Below are 14,105 nucleotides of genomic sequence, written 5' to 3' on the forward strand. Positions count from 1 at the left end.
CCCTACCCCGAATGAATCGAGACGAACATGCAACACACTCTGAATCAGACGCATGATCCCGCTGCGCGCAGTTGGGTCGAGTCCGCCAATGCACCGGCGGGCGACTTCCCCATCCAGAACCTGCCATTCTCGGTTATCCGTAGAAGGAATTCCGATGAGGCGTTTCGGGGCGCGGTCGCAATCGGCGATCATGTCATCGACATCGCCGCCTGGGCGTCTCGTGCCGGTCTGAATGGAATCGCGGGCGAGGCCGCGCGGGCGTGTGCGCAGCCCGTGCTCAACGGGTTCTTCTCAATGGGTCCGTCCGCATGGCGCGAATTGCGACACGCGCTATTTGCGGCGCTTCATGAGCGCGCCCCTTCGGATGATCGCGCGGCGATCGAGGCATGTCTGGTCCCGCTAGCGGAAGTGGAATACAGCCTGCCAGCGCAGATCGGCGATTACACGGATTTCTACACCTCGATTCATCACGCGACCAACATCAGCAAGCTACTCGGCCTGAGCGGTGTGGGGGCCAACTTCAAATCGATACCTATTGCTTACCACGGCCGGGTTTCGAGCATCGGGCTAAGCGGTCAGCGGTTCCGACGCCCGGCGGGGCAAATCATGCTTCCGGGCGAAGATGCACCGATCTTCTCGCCGTCGCGCAAGCTGGACTACGAGCTCGAACTCGGCATCTACATTGGACAAGGCAATGCGGCTGGCGAGCCGATCGATCTGGATCAGGCCGACAGCCATGTTTTCGGGCTATGTCTGCTCAACGACTGGTCCGCTCGCGACATTCAGGCTTGGGAGATGCAGCCACTAGGGCCGTTTCTGGCAAAGAATTTTGCCACCACGATCTCGCCGTGGATCGTGACCATGGAGGCACTGGCGCCGTTCAGGCTTCCCCTGCCGCGCCCAGACACAGATGGAAAGCCGCTGCCTTATCTGGATTCCGGCCCGAATAGCACGACGGGCGCCATCGACATCCAACTGGAAGTCTGGATGGAGACTTCTCGCCATAGAGCCGGGAATCTCCCGGCGACGCGACTCTCACTCACGAGTTTCAAGCATCAGTACTGGAGCATCGCACAGATGGTCACGCATCACGCCGTGGGCGCCTGCAATCTGCGCGCTGGAGACCTGCTTGGCAGCGGCACCATCTCAGGCCCGGAGAAATCGGAAGCGGGCGCGCTGATGGAACTAGCACGCAACGCAAGCGAGCCGGTCACGCTGAGTACGGGTGAAAAGCGCAGCTACGTGGAGGATGGCGACGCCATTATCCTGCGCGGCTACTGTGAGAAAGCAGGCTTTGCACGAATCGGATTTGGAGAGAGTCGCGGCGAAGTCCTGCCAGCAAAACTCTAGTGATCAAGCCTCTTCAGATGTCTGTCATGAACACCATAACGGAGGAGACCCGACATGCAATCCATGGAATCAATCAACGCGGAGTTCGAGAGGCAAAACGTGACGAAAGTCAGATCATCCGGCTTGTCCCTCGTCGAGAAGACGCGAGCGCTCGCAAACTTCCGGAACCGCTTCGTATGGTCATTGCTTTACACCTCACTGGGAATCTATTTCGGCCTGTTGATCGCAGTGCTGGAGTTTCCTGGCGCGATGTCCCTATCCGTCTACGGCGAACTCAACCTTGGACTGCTCGCGGTAGTCGTTCAGTTCGCGCTCACGATCGCTACCTTCTGGGGCTACTGCGCGTGGGCCGAGCGAGTCTACGACCCGAAAGCGGCCGAATTGCTTCGCAGCGCGTTTGCACAATCGAACGGTGATCGACATGAATAATCTGATCAGTCATGGCGGGCTCAGAATCATCGCCTTCGTAGGATTTATCGGACTCAGCCTCATTCTGACCGGATGGAGCGCTCGCCGGTCGCGCGGAACCTCCGGATTTTTCGTGGCCGGACGCAATCTGTCGCCGTTTCAGAACGGCCTCGCGCTGGCGGGAGACTTTATGTCCGCCGGCTCGTTTCTCGGTGTGACGGGACTCGTTTCCCTGTTCGGATTCGACGGCATCGTGTATCAGGTCGGCTTCATCGCCGGATGGATCATGATCATGCTGATCGTCGCCGAGCCGGTCAGAAACTGCGGCAAATACACCCTCTCCGATGTGGTCGCACTGCGTTTGCGCAGCCGCGGAGTTCGAGCGGCCACATCGGTTTCCTCGCTGATCATTTCGTTAGCCTATCTACTCGCGCAACTCGTTGGCGGCGGCGCACTGGCCAGTCTGCTATTGCCGATCGGCACCAACCCCGCGATCGTGCTGATCGGCGTACTCATGATCGCGTATGTGCTGTTCGGCGGAATGGTGGCCGCGACTTATGTGCAGATCGTCAAAGCCGTCCTCGTCTGGACTGCCGGCGCGGTGCTCGTGCTGCTTGCTCTGGCGCATTTCTCCTTCGACGTGGGCGCGCTGTTCAATAAGGCACGCCTCTCGTCGCTGCGTCCGGCGCAGTACTTTGTGCCGGGCGGCTACTTCAAGGATCCGCTGGATACGCTGTCACTCACGCTCGCTCTCGCGTTGGGCACAGCAGGCCTGCCGCACGTCATGACCAGGTTTTACACGGTGCCGTCCGCCGTCGCGGCGAGAAAGTCCGCGAAAATCGGTCTGATTGTGATGACGTCTTTTGCGGTAATGATGATCGTGCTCGGATTTTCCGCCACCGCGATCGTGGGACCGGCGGCGATTCTCGCCACACACAGTTCAGGAAACAGCGCCATCACCCTGCTCGCCACGACACTCGGCGGCGGTGCGGGTTCTGCCGGCGGCGAACTTCTTCTCGCTTGCGTTTCGGCAATTGCCTTCGCGACGATCCTTGCGGTCGTCTCGGGCATCATGATTTCCTCGGCCTCGACCATCTCTCACGACATCTTCGGCCAACTCTTTTCGGCGTCTGGCGACAAGGAGCGTCGGCAGGTCGTGATCGCAAAGATCGCAACAATAGTCTTCGGTATGGCCGCGATGGGACTCGCGCTGCTCGTCAAGACGTTTAATGTCGCGTTTCTCGTAGGGCTCGCGTTCGCCATCGCGGCCAGCGCAAACTTGCCCGTGGTTCTCTTCTCGATGTACTGGCGGCGTTTTACGGATCGAGGCGCCGTGGCCGCAGTGCTCGCCGGCACCCTTTCCTCGATTGGTCTCGTGCTGCTGGGGCCGGCCGTCATCGGAGCGAAAGGCATCATCTTCAAGGATTCCACCCCGCCTTTCTGGCTCTCGAATCCCGGTCTGTTCAGCATTCCGGTGGGCTTTATCGCGGGCTGGATCGGATCGGTCACGACACGTCAGAACGCCGGCGACGCTTCCTTCGATGCTCAGCAACTTCGAATGCTAAGCGGCCTTGGAGCGGAAGCCGCGTCGGAACACTGACCCGAGAGAGCGCGCTCTACCGACCTGTCCAACAAGGAGACAACAGTGATTAACTTACGTACTGCCGCTTCACGAGTTGCATTGTCTACGGCCGCCGTTGCTGCGATCAGCATGAACATGTTCTGTGCGCCCGCGATGGCGGCGACCGTGGAGGTATCGGAAACAAAGACGATTATCGATCACGTGACCGTCTCTTCCAGCAAACCCTACGCTTCCGTCAAACAGGATCTGGAGAGCCGTCTCGGCCGACTTGACGATCATATCCGCACGTTGCTGAAGCAGGACAAGGTCGACGAATTGCGCGTCGCCCTTCAGAAAGCCGCCGGCAACGACGGTCTTGTGATTCATTACATTGGGCTGCATGGAGATTGGCTCGTGCTGAAAGGACAGCGCCGGAACGGTACTGAGTATTTCACCGGCAACGTTCTCACCGCGACTGAAATGACCAGCGTCAATATGGCGGCGGGACTGTACGCGCCATTGCGTATCATGGTCTACGAGAACGCACAGGGTGGCACGACGATCGAGTACGATAAGCCGTCGACCCAACTGAGCCAGTTCCACAGCGCCCAAATCGACGTTCAAGGCCGTTCGCTCGACGCTCGGCTGGCGAAGCTCTGTGCTTCGGTATTGCAATAGCAACGTACTGATCTGACGGGCCAACGTCCTGACGAAGCGAATATCCGCCATGAAAATAGACACTTTCAAACAGATCGTTCTTGCCTCTCGTCCCGATGGACAGCCAACCGTCGACAATTTCCGTCTTGAGCAAGCCACGCTGCCGGACACGCCGCCGAATGAGCTGCTGCTTCGTGTTTTGTACCTGTCGCTCGACCCGTACATGCGGGGCCGAATGGATGCGCGCAAGTCGTACGCGCCCTCGGTCGCAATCGATCACAAGATGGTCGGTGAAGCCGTGGCCGAGGTCATCGAATCCAGACATCCGGACTATCGCACAGGTGAACTCGTACTCGCACCAACCGGATGGTGCAACTATGCGGTGATCGACGGTACTGGATTGCGCAAGGTCGATCCCGATCTCTCGTCACCGTCGGCTCGGCTCGGCGTGCTCGGCATGCCGGGATTCACCGCTTATGCCGGCCTCATGTTGATCGGCAAGCCCAAACCCGCCGATACGGTCGTCGTTGCAGCGGCTAGCGGTCCGGTCGGCTCACTCGTCGGGCAGCTTGCGCGAATAGCCGGGGCGCGAGCAGTCGGCATCGCGGGCGGTTCGGAGAAGTGCCGCTACGTGTTGGACGAACTCGGTTTCGACGCCGCGATCGACCATCGCGCGCCCGACATGGCCGAACAACTGGCTGCGGCTTGTCCGGATGGAATCGATGTGTACTTCGAGAACGTCGGCGGCAAGATATGGCAAGCGGTGCTGCCTCTGCTGAACCGCTTCGCGCGTGTGCCAGTTTGCGGCCTCATCGCGCAATACAGCGGCGATCAGGAAAACGCCAACGGCCAGCTTGCGGCCACGATGCGCCAGATACTGACAAAAAGCCTTCTGGTGCGAGGCTTCATCAACTACGAGTTTGCCGACGAACACTATCCCGAGTTTCTGCGCATCGTGTCCAACGGTATTGGCGAAGGACGGATTCGCTGCAAGGAAGATATCGTCGACGGTCTCGAGAAGGCCCCGGAGGCATTTCTCGGCATGCTCGAAGGGCGCAACTTCGGCAAAGTAGTGGTGCGGGTGGCGGACCCGGCCAAGTTCGACTGATCGAAGTGCCCGCAAACTCAAGCGGTAGAGGCAGGTGTCTGGCCTGGCCGTAAAGCGAACACGCTCCCTGCGCGCGCCACGATATGCTAACTTAGGGCGTCCGGGCGCCAACCGCGTCGAAGCATTGCTTACTCCAAGGCTGTAGTTTTTCCACCGTATGCTGTCCCCAACCAAAGTGCCACGCCTTCCCCCTTTAAACGCGCTGCGGGCATTCGAAGCCGCCGCGCGTCATCTCAACTTCCGTGTCGCCGCAGAGGAAATAGGCGTAACTCAAGGCGCAGTTGCCCAGCAGGTGCGCAATCTCGAAGATGTTCTTGGACTTCAGTTGTTCGATCGCCTGCCGCGCGGGCTCGCGTTAACTACCCATGGTTCGATCTACTTCTCATCAGTGCAGCGCGCGCTAACGATCATCGCGAACGCAACGGAAGCGCTCACACACCGTGCATCGAGTTTGACGGTCAGCACGACGCCTTCATTTGCGTCGAAATGGCTCATCCCACGGCTGGCAACATTTACGGACGCTTATCCATCAATTGAAGTGCGCGTGATCGCAGATCAACAACTCTCGACTTTCAAAGGCGATGGAGTCGATATTGCAATCCGCCACGGCAAGCCGCCTTTCGGTAAAGGACTTGCTGCCGATCCGCTCTTTCCGGTCGACATCTATGCCGTCTGCAGCCCTTCATTGGCCGAATCGAGACGACCACTGAGGAAGCCGTCCGATCTGAAGCGTCACGTTTTGCTGCATGATTCACATGACCTGTGGCCTGAATTTCTCGAAGCGCTGAACGGAGGAGAACATGTCGATCCGAGTAAGGGGCCTCGATTCAGCCAGTCCGCCCTTGCAATCGATGCCGCGATATCGGGCCAAGGCATCGCGCTGACCAGCGAGCAACTCGTGGAACGGGATCTCGCCGCCGGCCGCCTGTGCCGCCTCTTCGATTTCGCGCTGCATCTCTCGCTGGGCTATTACGTCGTCTATCCCGAGGACCGGCGCGACTCGGAGACTATTCGGGCAATGCGAGACTGGCTGATCACGCAGGCCCAATATGAACTAAAAGCAGCGACAACAGCAAAGCGATCGCGAGGAGGCAGTAGAAAAACTACTGCCAAGCTGGATAAACAATGATTCGACGGTGGCTGTCCATAAAACTAAAATATCGCTGCACGAAACCAGCCGCCAGAGATCGCTGTGTTGCCTCGTCAAATCCGTCATACCAACATGGCAAAGACTTCGCGCAACTCAAGTGAATCGTTCCCACCGCATCGAAATTCACACCGGAAATCCAATCCATGAACGCACTCTATTCGAATCGCCAATGGTTCTATGTAAAACGTCCCACGAGTCGCGTTGGATCGGAACACTACGAGCTTCGTGAAAGCGAAATTTCGGGACCGTTGGCGGAGAACGAAGTCATCGTTCGCGCACGGTACATCAGCGTGGATCCGTATATTCGCATTCAGCAGCACGAGCGCAATACGTATGACGTGCCTCATCCCCTCGGCATCGTGCAATGCTCCGGTGTAGTGGGAGAAGTGGTCGAGTCGGCCGGCCCGCTGTTCGCCAAAGGCGACTGGGTGTCGACTTATTCGGGTTGGCAGTTATATGCACGGTGCCATCACAGCGAATTGACCAAACTCGATCCGGCAAGCGCGCCCGTTTCCACGGCACTCGGTGTGCTCGGCATGCCGGGGCGTATCGCCTGGTTTGGTCTCATGGAAGCCGGCCGGCCGCGCCCTGGTGATACCCTGATTGTTTCCGGCGCGGCGGGGGCCGTCGGCTCGCTGGTCGCACAGTTTGGGAAAAAGGCGGGCTGCAAGGTCGTCGGCATTGCCGGTGGTCCAGACAAGTGCCGATTCCTGCTCGACGAACTGAAACTGGATCGCGCGGTCGATTATCGGGAACACAAGACGCATGAAGACTTGACGAGCGCGCTGCTCGAGGCCACAGGAGGGGTGGACGTTTATTTCGACAACGTCGGCGGCCCGATCACGGATGCCGTGATCCCGCTTATCAAGCGCCGAGCCCGCATCGTGATTTGCGGAGCGATCAGTCAATACGACGGTGGTTTGGACACGCCGGACGTGGGACCACGATTTCTACAGCACATGCTCTTTCAGCGCGCCACCATTCAGGGCGTGCTGGCAAGAGACTACACCAATCGTATGGACGAAATGGTGGCGCAAGTGGCGCCTTGGGTTAAAAGCGGTGAGATCGTATTCAAGGAGACTTTCGTCGATGGATTCGAACAACTGCCTGCTGCGCTGAATAGCTTGTTCGAAGGCGGCAACATCGGCAAGTTGCTCGTGAGGGTTTGAGAGAATTCGTTTTGCGCTCGTAAAAAGATCAAGACCCGCGCCCGGCCGCATCGCTCAAATCGACTTGAACAGGGGACTCTTCGCGAGTGCCTCCGCGCGGTCCGCGCTGGTGAGAAACTTCTCCGTGTAGATGTCGCGCTCGAACAACTGGCCCTGCATCAGAGTGCGGATCGCCGCTTCAATTATCATGGGCGGCCCGCAAAGATAGGCCTTGTGAAGTATGGTCACTCACCCGCAAGGCTGTCCAGCCCCTCCGCGACGTTGTCGCGGCCAGTTCCGTGAGCCTGCCGGCGCGCAGTCTGGCTGCCTGATCTTCGGCCCGCATCGCAAAAAGTCGGTGTTGCAGTCCATCATGGGATCCATGGATTGAAACGCATCATGGACAGTTCGTGTCGCGGGGCGTCACCGGAAAGCAGGCGACACTAGCGCTTTTCGTTCATTTTGTGAGTTGCGAAGTCTTTGGCTTCCTGCACATTTTCACGATGCGTCAGTGTGATAATGCGATCGCGGCCAATCGCCATGCAATGCAAATGCACCTGCTGCTTTGCGCGCTTTGCCGCGTCTATCGCAATGTGGCAATACCGGAGGGTTTCGCGCGTTAAACGGTCATTGGCTCACCTGCGTCCCAGACTCAACATCCTCAGGCTTTTTCGCGGGCCTTTCCGCAATTGCAGCCCCCACTTGCGCAGCGGCGCCCGCGGCCCATAGTGCGGAAGCCACCTTAGGAGCTACCGATGCCGTGGCATCGAATACCGCAACCGTATCCGCTATGGCCGCGCCAAGATTGAATCCCCCACTTGCGAACTTTAAAGCGGAGGCGTGGCTGTAGCCGTTCCAAAGCTCCGTCCCGGCTTGGGCCATGTTGAGCCCTGCACTTAGTCCCCATGCGCCGCCGGAAAAACCGCCCGCAACTTTTGCCACGACATGGCGACTTGCTGTTGTCGCATCCGACACGCCAGCACCCAGATTAGCAACACCGGATATCATTTGCCCTGCGTGAGATGCAATTCTGGTCGCTAGGCTACCGACTGATAGATGGCTTTGCGTGCCGATACCCGCTACCAGGCTGGCCGTGTTGCCGACCATACCTGCCGCTGCACCGCCCGCCCAAAGAGCACCAGACGCGGCGGTACTTATCACCTCGCGTTTCGGGATTGTCGCGACGCCGGCAGCGATGGCGCCCCCTAACTCGAGTGCCCCCGCGATACCTCCGGCATATCGAGAGGCTAGAGGTGCGTTCCCTTCCTTAGAAGCTGCCATGCCAGACGATTGGGCGCGGCTACCCGCGGCATCCGCGGACATCGTGTGAGATGCAGCGTTGGCGGGTGCTTGCGGACCCAATTGCGGCATCCGCTGCAACGGGATCGAATCGCTCGTCGAAAACGTTCGACCTCCGGCTGTTGACGGTGACGTACCCCACCGGACGGACGATGAAGCTCGCGCTGCCGGCCCGGGGTCCTTGACTGACCTGAGACCGGACAATGGGCCCGTCATCTCGGGGGAAGCTGGAGGTTGCGAGCCGCTTAGCGCTTTTGACGCTGATGCCGTTTGCCGGTCGTGGCCATCGTCGATCGCTGGCATATTGCTCGCTGGTGCTTCAATTCTCACGATATGAATACTCCCTTTAAGTTTCGTACCACATCATGATCAGAGATATCCGCGCATGTTATTTGACAGAAAAACAGTGCGTGAGCCAAGGCTTGGTCGGCGCACGCTTGCGAGGCGTCAGGCTGACGGACCACTTGTGGATAATGTCGCACCGTAATTGCGTCGCACACAGAAAACTTGAACGGGTTGACTTTATATTGTCAGGAATTCCTCGGCACGTAAAAATGCCGTAAAACGGCGAAGATACAGATCGCAATGCGAATACCAAGACGTTCTCCGTTTGGTACGTGCGGAGAGCATACGTCGCTTATAACGAGGTGCCGATTCATCGATTCTACGTGGCCACTCTGTCCCCTTCCTGAGCCACGCCCGCGAAGCGACGGGCAGCACTTATGCCTTGAGAGTAGGATGCCGAATCCCATTTACCTTTTGTGAATCAGCGTATCCGTCCCCCCTTGCCGCCTGAATGGCCCTTTCCGCCTCGTCGCGATGTCGCTGGTCGCACCTTCGGCCACCTTGTCGCGCTTCAATATCGCGGCGCCGATGTGTGGCTCTGGAGCTGTCGTTGCGGCGGCCACGTGACTGCCGAGTTGGAGGCGGTAGAAGGCGGCAGAACGCGTGATTGTGGCTGCCGTGAGCAGCGTCGTGTGTGGCGGTCCCGCCCAGGCTCACCTGCGCTGCGGGGCGGTGAGGTGTTTGGCCAGCTGACGACCGATCGGTACGCTGGCGATGGTTTGTGGGTTTGCCGGTGCGACTGCGGTGGTGAGGCAACAGTGAGCGCCGGGCGCCTGCGACTGGGCAAGGCGCGTTCGTGCGGCCGCTGCTTCGGCGCGTCGACCGACTGACCGGCACGGTTTGCTCGGTTTGGTCATGGCATGCGACGTTCTTTGCAAGCTGTCGTCGGTGTCCTGGCATTAACCCCGGCATGTCAGCTCTATCTCGACGTTCCAATATGAACCGGTACAGACTGTCATCATCCGGCGAACTGTGCGGCGCGTCTCGGAGTGCAGCGGACATTCGAGGAATGAGATCGCTGGCGGATTCTCGGTCGAAGCTCGATTGGGTCACCCAAGGACAGCGGCCGGCATTTCCGCTGCGGCTATCGACGCGCTGATTGACGAGTATCGAGCAGGTGTCGCCATAGCTACCCGAGATTTTCCGATGGACGTGGCCGACGCGGTGTTCGTCGGCATACGCCGCCCGAAGAGGAAACTCGCGCAGTAAGCCGTCAGTGAAAGTTGGCGATGAAATTGCGCAGGGAAAGTTGTCAATGAAAGTAAGCACCAAAAATGCAGCGCATTCGTTGGGCTATGCTAACCTCGATGCGACTAGCTCAAGTTTCTTACAAAATAATGAATAGCTTCGATTCCTCTATCGAAACATATCTGTCCAACCTACACTTCGGTCATTTCGCGACCCGATCCATAGAAGGCATCGCCGACCTTTACACCTTCAAAGGCCTCGTACTCATTCCCATGCTGTGGTGGATGTGGTTTCAGCAGGACGAGCGCCGCGAATGGCGGCGAGAAATGGTTCTCGCGACGCTTCTCAGTGGCCTCGTGGCGCTGTTCGTCGGAAGACTGCTGACTCACTGGTTGCCGTTCAGAGTGCGCCCCGTCTATAGCGCCGAACTGCATCTGCACTTCGCAGGTGGCGATATCAAGGACGCACTGCTGACAAGCTGGAGCTCCTTTCCAAGCGATCACGCGATGCTATGGATGGCGGTCGCAACCGGCATCTTCCTCGTGTGGCGCGGCATCGGTGTGCTGGCGATTCTCTATACCGTGCTGTTCATTTGCGTTCCGCGCGCCTATCTCGGCTTTCACTACCCAACCGATTTGCTGGTGGGCGCCGCTGTGGGAATCGGAATTACCTATGTCATGACGCGAGATGCGATCCGCGTGCGCTACGCGACTTCGGCGCTGCGATGGATCGAACGCTTCCCGGGACCTTCAGCGATGCTGGCGTTTATTCTGTGCCTCGAACTCGTTACGCAGTTCGACGAACTGCGCACGCTGGCGAGCAGTGTGCTCAAACATCTATGAACCACCCGTTGCGGCGCGGCGCTGGGAGCATGTCGGTGGTGGCGCCGCCCGAGCGAGTGATTTTATCGAAGCCAGGTTCATCGACGCGACACGCGTCGTTGTGATCGAAACGGCCGCTCAGAAAGCGGAGCAGTCGCACGAATGTCCATGTGACGGTCTAGATGAACGTCGCTTCATGACCGACCTCTGCCCTACGAGCGATCGGCCGTAGCCGCCCCTAACGGACGGCCGAGCTGAATGAAGGCAATGGCCGCTTTCGCGGTAGATCAGTCGTTTGCTCGCTCCAAGCGCACCAGGATGCCTGACGATTCAGGAATTGATGAACGCCAAAAGATCCGCATTGATCGTATCGGCTTGCGTCGTAGGCATGCCGTGCGGGAAGCCTTTATAGGTTTTCAAGGTGCCGTTCGGCAGCAATTTCGCGCTCAACGGCCCAGAGTCGGCATAGGGTACGATTTGGTCATCATCGCCGTGCATCACTAACGTCGGGACTGTGATCTTCTTCAGGTCTTCGGTGAAATCGGTCTGGGAAAAGGCCACGATCCCGTCGTAGTGCGCCTTGGCTCCGCCCTCCATTCCCTGACGCCACCAGTTCAGGATCACGCCTTCGGACGGCTTGGCCCCTGGCCGGTTATAACCGTAGAACGGCCCGGCAGCAACATCACGGTAAAACTGTGAGCGGTTGTTGGCGACCTGAGCCTGAAATCCATCAAAAACCTCCTTGGGAAGACCTTCCGGGTTGTTAGCGGTCTTCACCATCAGCGGTGGCACAGCACTGATCAGCACCGCCTTGGTTACTCGACCCTCGCCATGACGCGCGAGATAGCGGACGACCTCACCGCCCCCCGTCGAGTGGCCCACGTGGACTGCATTTTTAAGGTCAAGATGCTCGGTAACGGCCGCGAGATCATCGGCGTAGTGATCCATATCATGACCGTCGGCCGTCTGCGTTGACCGCCCGTGACCGCGACGGTCATGCGCGATGACACGGAAACCGAGGTTCAGGAAGAACATCATCTGGGCATCCCAATCGTCGGCGCTCAGTGGCCATCCGTGTGAAAAAACGATGGGCTGCCCTGTTCCCCAGTCCTTGTAGAAGATCTGAATGCCGTCTTTGGTCGTGACCGTGTTCATTGTCATTCTCCTTGCTGAGGCGAGCTTTCAATTGAAAATGAACCACCGCGTGAACTCGTGCGCCATGAGACATTGCAGCGGGGTAAGCAGGCGGTCGGCAATCCGTCCGGGAAACATGCTGGGGTTTCGCAACTGGGCAAATGCGCTTTTTAGGCCGACAGTCTGTTCGCCTGCCAGCCGATCTCAGTTGGGCGTCATTCCATTGAGGCCACAACCTCGTCGGTAGTCACCACGCCGTGCGCGAGGAACGCGTAGTTGATCATCGCCGCCTTGTAGCCGTCGCCCCAAACGGGATGACGTGGTCCGGCTGTTGCATCGCTAACGACATACACCTCGAATCCCTGTTCGAGCAGATCACGCAAATGCGACTCCACGCACATGTTGGCAAGCATGCCTCCCAGTACCACCTTCCTTGCGCCTCGCTTGCGCAGTTGAAGGACGAGATCGTTGGTTTGCGGTCCGAAGACCTTGTGCGGACTCACAACAACCGTCTCGCCGTCGTTGATGTAGGGCTTGAATTCGTCGAGCCAGTCCGCGCCGGAGCCTTCAAAACCTTCCAGACTCAACTGACCACTACGCGCAAACGTGCCGGTAGCGAATTCATCTGCCTCCAGCGGTCCATTGAATTTCCACACACGATCGGTCGGGAAAAAGTAATGTGGCGAGATAAAGACCGTAAACTTTGCGGACTTCGCCGCCTTGAAGATTCGCAGCATGTTTTCTACCGTCTTATTCTCTGTCACGCTTGCTCCCACCGCGCCCCAGTTCTTGCCGTTCTTGCTTAAGACATCGACTTGCGGGTCGATGAAAACCACGGCTGTTTCAGTTCGATCAAAGGACACTTCGGACCTCCTATAGAGTCCATGACGGCTCGCCAACTTTCATCGACCCGAGCCTCTCCGATCAGATTAGGAAACGGCGAACTGGAAAGCAACGACGGTCCGATGGCGCGTCCAGGTTTTTGCACGCGCGCGCCGAGTGACGGGGCGCTTGATGAGTCCACCTGTTGACTTCGCGTGCACACTATTAACAAGCCAATGCTTAAGAAGCCAACGCGATCGTTGGGATCACGCATGCAAACAAATGCGGTTTCCGCGACAGCCTAGCCGCGCGTCAGTTCGAACACGTGCACGCAGCTAAGGTCCGCTGTCGGCGCCAAGCCGACGTCCGAATGACCGATCGATCGCACGAACGAATGGCGGCAGATGGCCGAAGCCGGAAGTACATTGCTCCACCGCACTGAGCCACCCGTGGCAGCGGCCCGACTTCTGTAGCTGACCCACTGCGAACCTTCGCCCCACCCCCAAACAGACATCCGTTTGCGACCCTTTGACTTCATCTGCGCGGCGCATGGCCAACGCTTTCGTCCTCGTAATGCAGGACATGTTTTGCGCATTGCAGCTAAGGGGATGACCTCAGGTCTTCCAGGTGGTCGATGCAAGCTGCAGACCGGGGATGGATATCCGAAATCCATTGACACAGCCGCCGGGCGCAATTAGTTTCCCAGTGTTTGGGACAAGTCATCCGGGTGATTCCACGTTGATACGGGGTAAATCAGTTGCGGCCCTTTGGGCCGCGCTGCGTACGCAGCAGAACCCATATTCGGCACCACAGCAACACTCAATGCGCAGAACGTGCAGGACCCCTACCGTATGGGTTATCAGTCGGTCGAGACGCTGATCGCTGCCTTGCAGGGCCATCCGCCGCGTCCAAAGGTATTCGTCGACGTGGTGACGGTGACACGCGCGAACATGAATGAGCCGGCGATACGCGCCGTGATAGCCAACTACAATAATCGATAGCGACGCGGGAATGAGCGCGCGCCCCGAGTCTGGAAGCGGATTCAGGCGGTAGTCGTCCTTTTCGTTCGAAAACAGGCAGATTCTCCAGAAGGCATTCTTGTGAGGCGCTCAGG

At 58.5% G+C, this 14,105-nt stretch carries 11 protein-coding genes and 2 pseudogenes; 10 read left to right on the forward strand and 3 right to left on the reverse strand.

What is annotated here, in order from left to right; genetic code table 11:
* The first annotated feature begins 27 nt into the window (after positions 1–27).
* From fahA to P0D80_RS34810, 8 genes and pseudogenes are all read left to right on the forward strand, one after another.
* Positions 28–1,350, forward strand: a complete 1,323-nt coding sequence (gene fahA / locus P0D80_RS34775) for a fumarylacetoacetase (RefSeq protein WP_408290598.1) — start codon at positions 28–30, stop codon at positions 1,348–1,350.
* A gap of 54 nt (positions 1,351–1,404) precedes the next feature.
* Complete coding sequence (locus tag P0D80_RS34780) at positions 1,405–1,779, forward strand: DUF485 domain-containing protein (RefSeq protein ID WP_408180911.1); 375 nt, start codon at positions 1,405–1,407, stop codon at positions 1,777–1,779.
* Positions 1,772–3,358 carry a solute symporter family protein gene (locus tag P0D80_RS34785; RefSeq protein WP_408290600.1) on the forward strand — a complete coding sequence of 529 codons (1,587 nt, stop codon included), beginning with the start codon at positions 1,772–1,774 and terminating at the stop codon, positions 3,356–3,358. Before P0D80_RS34780 ends, P0D80_RS34785 begins: the two co-directional genes overlap by 8 nt.
* An 81-nt stretch (positions 3,359–3,439) precedes the next feature.
* A complete protein-coding gene (locus P0D80_RS34790) occupies positions 3,440–3,997 on the forward strand; it encodes a DUF302 domain-containing protein (protein ID WP_408290602.1) in 558 nt (185 codons plus the stop codon).
* Positions 3,998–4,046: 49 nt separating this feature from the next.
* Positions 4,047–5,084 (forward strand): NADPH-dependent curcumin/dihydrocurcumin reductase, encoded by a 1,038-nt coding sequence (curA, locus tag P0D80_RS34795; RefSeq protein ID WP_408290604.1) that lies wholly within the window; start codon positions 4,047–4,049, stop codon positions 5,082–5,084.
* Between the two features lie 157 nt (positions 5,085–5,241).
* Positions 5,242–6,213 (forward strand): transcriptional regulator GcvA, encoded by a 972-nt coding sequence (gcvA, locus tag P0D80_RS34800; RefSeq protein ID WP_408290606.1) that lies wholly within the window; start codon positions 5,242–5,244, stop codon positions 6,211–6,213.
* A 164-nt stretch (positions 6,214–6,377) separates the two neighbouring features.
* Positions 6,378–6,710, forward strand: a pseudogene (locus P0D80_RS34805) (NADP-dependent oxidoreductase); the annotation flags it as partial.
* 3 nt (positions 6,711–6,713) lie between these two features.
* Positions 6,714–7,403 (forward strand): zinc-binding dehydrogenase, encoded by a 690-nt coding sequence (locus P0D80_RS34810; RefSeq protein ID WP_408290651.1) that lies wholly within the window; start codon positions 6,714–6,716, stop codon positions 7,401–7,403.
* 54 nt (positions 7,404–7,457) lie between these two features.
* On the opposite strand, the pseudogene P0D80_RS34815 reads toward P0D80_RS34810, so the two are convergent.
* A pseudogene (locus P0D80_RS34815) lies at positions 7,458–7,619 on the reverse strand (phenol hydroxylase); the annotation flags it as partial.
* A 2,744-nt stretch (positions 7,620–10,363) separates the two neighbouring features.
* Here P0D80_RS34815 and P0D80_RS34820 point away from each other — a divergent pair.
* On the forward strand, positions 10,364–11,056 hold the full coding sequence (locus P0D80_RS34820) for a phosphatase PAP2 family protein (protein WP_408290652.1): 693 nt from the start codon (positions 10,364–10,366) through the stop codon (positions 11,054–11,056).
* A gap of 309 nt (positions 11,057–11,365) precedes the next feature.
* On the opposite strand, the gene P0D80_RS34825 is transcribed toward P0D80_RS34820, so the two are convergent.
* Together P0D80_RS34825 and P0D80_RS34830 are read right to left on the reverse strand one after the other, a co-directional pair.
* Positions 11,366–12,190 (reverse strand): alpha/beta fold hydrolase, encoded by an 825-nt coding sequence (locus P0D80_RS34825; RefSeq protein ID WP_408180902.1) that lies wholly within the window; start codon positions 12,188–12,190, stop codon positions 11,366–11,368.
* Between the two features lie 194 nt (positions 12,191–12,384).
* A complete protein-coding gene (locus P0D80_RS34830) occupies positions 12,385–13,032 on the reverse strand; it encodes a cysteine hydrolase family protein (RefSeq protein ID WP_408180901.1) in 648 nt (215 codons plus the stop codon).
* Positions 13,033–13,842: 810 nt separating this feature from the next.
* On the opposite strand from P0D80_RS34830, the gene P0D80_RS34835 reads away from it, so the two are divergent.
* Complete coding sequence (locus P0D80_RS34835; RefSeq protein ID WP_408290609.1) at positions 13,843–13,992, forward strand: hypothetical protein; 150 nt, start codon at positions 13,843–13,845, stop codon at positions 13,990–13,992.
* The last annotated feature ends 113 nt before the right edge of the window (positions 13,993–14,105 follow it).

The organism is Paraburkholderia sp. RL17-373-BIF-A, assembly GCF_046030175.1.
Classification (GTDB): Bacteria; Pseudomonadota; Gammaproteobacteria; order Burkholderiales; family Burkholderiaceae; genus Paraburkholderia.

Excerpts from the sequence above, each read along its gene's own strand:
- fahA (WP_408290598.1), top strand. The coding sequence starts at position 28 with ATGCAACACACTCTGAATCAGACGCATGATCCCGCTGCGCGCAGTTGG.
- P0D80_RS34780 (WP_408180911.1), top strand. The coding sequence starts at position 1,405 with ATGCAATCCATGGAATCAATCAACGCGGAGTTCGAGAGGCAAAACGTG.
- P0D80_RS34785 (WP_408290600.1), top strand. The coding sequence starts at position 1,772 with ATGAATAATCTGATCAGTCATGGCGGGCTCAGAATCATCGCCTTCGTA.
- curA (WP_408290604.1), top strand. The coding sequence starts at position 4,047 with ATGAAAATAGACACTTTCAAACAGATCGTTCTTGCCTCTCGTCCCGAT.
- gcvA (WP_408290606.1), top strand. The coding sequence starts at position 5,242 with ATGCTGTCCCCAACCAAAGTGCCACGCCTTCCCCCTTTAAACGCGCTG.
- P0D80_RS34820 (WP_408290652.1), top strand. The coding sequence starts at position 10,364 with ATGAATAGCTTCGATTCCTCTATCGAAACATATCTGTCCAACCTACAC.
- P0D80_RS34825 (WP_408180902.1), bottom strand. The coding sequence starts at position 12,190 with ATGAACACGGTCACGACCAAAGACGGCATTCAGATCTTCTACAAGGAC.
- P0D80_RS34835 (WP_408290609.1), top strand. The coding sequence starts at position 13,843 with ATGGGTTATCAGTCGGTCGAGACGCTGATCGCTGCCTTGCAGGGCCAT.